The 4,560-nt window shown below is 69.2% G+C and carries 2 protein-coding genes and 1 pseudogene; 2 read left to right on the top strand and 1 reads right to left on the bottom strand.

All coding sequences use genetic code 11. The annotated features are described in order from the left end of the window. Together G3N92_RS31000 and hpnK are read left to right on the top strand one after the other, a co-directional pair. A pseudogene (locus G3N92_RS31000) lies at positions 1 to 395 on the top strand (hopanoid biosynthesis associated radical SAM protein HpnJ); the annotation flags it as partial. Between the two features lie 5 nt (positions 396 to 400). After that, positions 401 to 3,496, top strand: a complete 3,096-nt coding sequence (hpnK, locus tag G3N92_RS30995) for a hopanoid biosynthesis-associated protein HpnK (RefSeq protein ID WP_206131360.1) — start codon at positions 401 to 403, stop codon at positions 3,494 to 3,496. A 94-nt stretch (positions 3,497 to 3,590) separates the two neighbouring features. Here hpnK and G3N92_RS30990 read toward each other — a convergent pair. Beyond that, the coding region (locus G3N92_RS30990) for a TIGR04222 domain-containing membrane protein (protein ID WP_206131359.1) at positions 3,591 to 4,560 on the bottom strand (970 nt) is incomplete at its 5' end.

The following is a 4,560-nucleotide window of genomic DNA, read 5'->3' as shown; positions in this document are numbered from 1 at the left end:
TCATTCTCGGCCTGCCCGGCGAAACCAAGGACACGATCAAGAAGACGATCGAATACGCCAAGGAAATCAATCCGCACACGATCCAGGTGTCGCTGGCCGCGCCGTATCCGGGCACCCGGCTCTACGAACAGGCCGTGGAGAACGGCTGGATGGAAGAGAACAAGACCATCAACCTGGTCAGCAAGTCGGGCGTGCAACTGGCCGCGATCGGCTATCCGCATCTGTCCAAGGAAGACATCTATCACGAGCTCGAACACTTCTACCGGGCGTTCTATTTCCGGCCCGGCAAGATCTGGGAGATCGTGCGCGAGATGCTGACGAGCTGGGACATGATGAAGCGCCGGTTGCGCGAGGGCGTAGAATTCTTCCGTTTTCTGCGGGCACATGAGGCTTGAACGGAGTGAATGAAGGAAGTTCGGGAAGGGCGCTGATCGTGACGGCCGACGATTTCGGCCTGCATCCGCGCGTCAACGCGGCGGTCGAGCGTGCGCATCGCGACGGCGTGCTCGCGGCGGCCAGCCTGATGGTGGCCGCGCCGGCCGCGCGCGATGCGGTGGAACGCGCGCGGCGCCTGCCGTCGCTCGCGGTGGGCCTGCATCTGGTGCTGGCCGACGGCGCGGCGATGCTGCCGCCCGGCGAGATCGCCGCGCTGGTCGGGCCGGACGGCCGCTTCGGCAGCGCGATGGCACGCGACGGCTGCCGGTTCTTTTTCCTGCCGTGGGTGCGCGCGCAACTGCGCCGCGAGATCCGCGCGCAATTCGAGGCGTTCGCCGCCACCGGCCTGGCGCTCGATCACGTCAACGCACACAAGCATTTCCATCTGCATCCCACCGTGCTCGCGATGATCGTCGAGATCGGGCGCGACTACGGGCTGCGCGCCGTGCGCCTGCCGTTCGAGCGCAGCGCGCCGTCCTGGCTGCGGCCGTGGATCGCGCTGGTGCGCGCGCGGCTCGACCGCGCCGGGCTCGCGCATAACGATTACGTGGTCGGCATCGCGCGGACGGGGCGGATGGACGAGCGCGTGCTGCTCGACGCGATCGCCGCGATGCCGGCGCACGGGGTGGGCGAGCTGTACTGCCATCCGGCCGAGGCCGACGCCGAGCGCGGCGATGCGCCCGTCACGGCGTCGATGCACGGCTACCGGCCGGCGGCCGAGCTCGACGCGCTGCTGCACGCACGCGTCAGCGCGCTGTTCGCGCGCATGTGGCTGCATCTCGGCACGGCGCTGTTCCTGCTGTGCGCGATCCTGTCGATGGTGTATCTGGTGGCGCAGCAGATCTCGCGGCCGCTGCGCGAGCTGGCGCGCGTGATGGACATCGTGCGGCGCACCGGCGACCACCGCCAGCGCGCGACCTGGCACAGCCAGGACGAGATCGGCCAGCTCGTGACGGGCTTCAACGAGATGCTCGTGCAACTCGATCACGAACGCGACGTGCAGAAGGAACTGGCTGCCACGGCGCGCGCCTCGGAGGCGCAGTACGCGCTGGTGGAGGCCACCCCGGTGCCGATGATGGTGACCGCGGTGCCCGGCCACGAGGTGCTGCACGCGAACCGTCCGGCGCTGTACTGGCTCAACGGCCGCACCTCCGACCCGTGGGCCTACGGGCTCGATTCGGCGGTGCGTGCGCGCTTCTTCCAGCAACTGTCCGACCGCGAGGCCATCGACGAATTCGAGGTGCGCTGGATGGCCAGCGAGGAGCCGACCTGGGCGATGCTGTCGGCGCGCCGGCTGACGTTCCAGGGCCGCGACGCGGTGCTGACCGCGTTCACGCCGATCAACCAGATCAAGCTGATGGAGCAGCGCCTGGAGCTGTGGGCGAAGGTGTTCGAGGCGTCGTCGGAGGCGATCCTGATCCTCGACAGCGACCGCCGCCTGCTGACGGCGAACGCCTCGTTCTACCGCGCCACCGGCTATCGCGCCGAGAAGGTGACCGGCACGCTGCCGGACTTCATCGTGGCGAACGGCGGCGACACGCCGCTGCTGGCGAAGCTCACGGCGCTGGTGGACATTTCGAGCGTGTGGAACGGCGAGGCCGTGGTGCGGCGGCGCGCGGGCGGCGATTATCCGGCCTGGCTGATGATCAGCGCCGTGCGCGACAAGCGCGGCGGCGTTTCGCACTACATCTGCACGCTGATCGACATCACCGACCGCAAGAAGAGCGAGGCGCGCATCCAGTTCCTGGCCGAGCACGACGTGCTGACCGAGCTGCCGAACCGCGCGCTGTTCACGCGGCGGCTCGGCGCGGCGATCGAGCACGCGCAGCCCGCGCGCGGCGGCGTGGCCGTGATGTTCATCGATCTGGACCGCTTCAAGGACATCAACGACACGTTTGGCCACCACGCCGGCGACGGGCTGCTGCGCTCGGTGTCGCGGCGGCTGATGCAATCGGTGCGTGGCGGCGACACCGTCAGCCGGCTCGGCGGCGACGAGTTCACCGTGCTGCTGACCGGCGCGGGCTCCGCCGCCGACGTGCAGCGCCTGATCGACGAGCGGCTGCTGCCGCTGATGCGCGAGCCGCATTCGATCGGCGGCATGACGCTGCAGGTGGCGTGCAGCATCGGCATCGCGATGTATCCCGACGACGGCGAGGACATCGAAACGCTGATGCAGAACGCCGACGCCGCCATGTATCGCGCGAAATCGAGCGGGCGCAACCTCGTCAAGTTCTTCTCGCGCGAGATGGCCGAGAGCACGCGCCACCGGCTCGAACTCGAAACGCATCTGGGGCAGGCCGTGGAGAACGGCGAGCTGTGGCTGGCCTATCAGCCGTGCGTGCAGGCCGGCACGGGCGAACTGCTGAGCGTGGAGGCGCTGCTGCGCTGGCAGCATCCGCATCTCGGCACGGTGCCGCCGGGCAAGTTCATCCCGATTGCGGAGGAGACGCGGCTGATCGTGCCGATCGGCGCGTGGGTGATCGACGAGGTGTGCCGCCAGATCGCGAGCTGGCGTGCGGCCGGCTTGCCGGAGTTGCGCGTGTCGCTGAATTTGTCGGTGGTGCAGTTGCGCGACGATCCGCAGCTCGTGAACCGGCTGAGCGGCAGCCTGGCCCGGCACGCGGTGGATCCCGCCAGCCTCGAACTGGAAATCACCGAGACGGTGCTGATGGAGAGCGTCGACCGCTACCTGGACGTGGTCCGCGCGATTCGCGAGATCGGCGTGAAGCTGTCGCTCGACGATTTCGGCACCGGCTACTCGAGCCTCAGCTATCTGCACCGGTTCCCGCTCGACCGGCTCAAGATCGATCGCGCGTTCGTCAACGGGCGGCTCGATGCGTTGGCCGACATCGCCGTGATCCGGGCGATCGTCGAACTGGGCCATGAGCTGGGGCTGCGCGTGGTGGCCGAGGGCGTCGAGCAGGCCGAGGAGGCCAGCGCGCTCAAGCGCATCGGCTGCGACGAGTTGCAGGGTTTCCTGTATGCGCAGCCGTTGCGGCCAGAGGGGCTCGCGCCCTGGATGCAGGCGCGCGATACGGCTTGTCTGGACGAGGCGGTGTGAGGGGGGGCGGCCGGTCGGCTGCCGGGCTGTCTTACCGCTCGGCTGCCGAGTCGTCCAGCCTCGCGGTCGTTCCGCTTTTCGGTTGCCCGGCCGCCTAGTCGCTGGACGACGACGAGCAGCCGCCGCAGCCGCTCGAGCCGCAACTGCTGCCGCTGGAACAACTGCTGCCGGTCGAGCAGCTGCTGCCGCCGCTGTAATCGGACGCGCTGCCGCCCCCGCCGCCGCCGGTTCCGCGCATCATGGCGGCCACACGCTGCTGTTCGGCTTCCACCATGGCGGCATGCGCATCCCAGGCCGAACCGGCCAGCGCGCCCGCGCCGAACAGCGCCGCCGACCACAGCAGCGTCGAGCCGAGATCGGCGTCGGGCTGTTCCCGCCAGCCTTCGCGGGCGGCGCGCTGGCGTTCGAGCGCCTCGGTGGCGCCGCGCGTCGGGCCGCTGCGGCCGATGCCCGTCAGGCGGCTGCGCAGGATGCAATAGCAGACATAGAACGCGATCACGCCGAACACCAGATAGCCGACCGGCCGGTCGCGCGTGACGCCGATCAGGATCTTCACCACGCCGAGCCCGATGACCGCGAGCGCCAGCACGCGCGCGGCGAGCCGGGTGCGGTGCATCTCCCGTTCGGCCCAGAGCCAGCCGCCCGAACCGAGCTTGTCGCGCACCGAGCGCGCCTTCTCGATCAGCTTGCGATGGAAGCTTGCATAGGACGCCGTGCCGCCCGGCTGACTGGCCAGCCAGCCCCAGGAGAAGTGTTCCTCCAGCGTGTTCGGCTCCTTCAGCGCCGTGACCATCGCGACGCTCGGCTTGCCGCTGCGCTCGATCCGGATCGCGCCCGAATCGAGCATCGACATCATCAGGACGTGCGCCATCCGCGCTTCGCCGCCCGCCGCGTAGGCCGTTTCGGCCGCGGTCAGGTCGTCGACGCCGTTGCTGCCGTTCGCGCCGAACGGGCGGAAGTGCCAGGTCAGGAATTGCAGGCCCGCGATCGCGAGCAGCGCGAGCCCGCAGATCATGAAATACAGCGACAGGAACGACGAACCCGAGTAGTTCAGGACGTCGAGA

This window comes from Burkholderia sp. Ac-20379 (assembly GCF_017104645.1).
Taxonomy (GTDB): domain Bacteria; phylum Pseudomonadota; class Gammaproteobacteria; order Burkholderiales; family Burkholderiaceae; genus Burkholderia.
The sequence above is the reverse complement of the archived record's forward strand: the minus strand, read 5'-3'. Positions and strand labels throughout refer to the sequence as shown.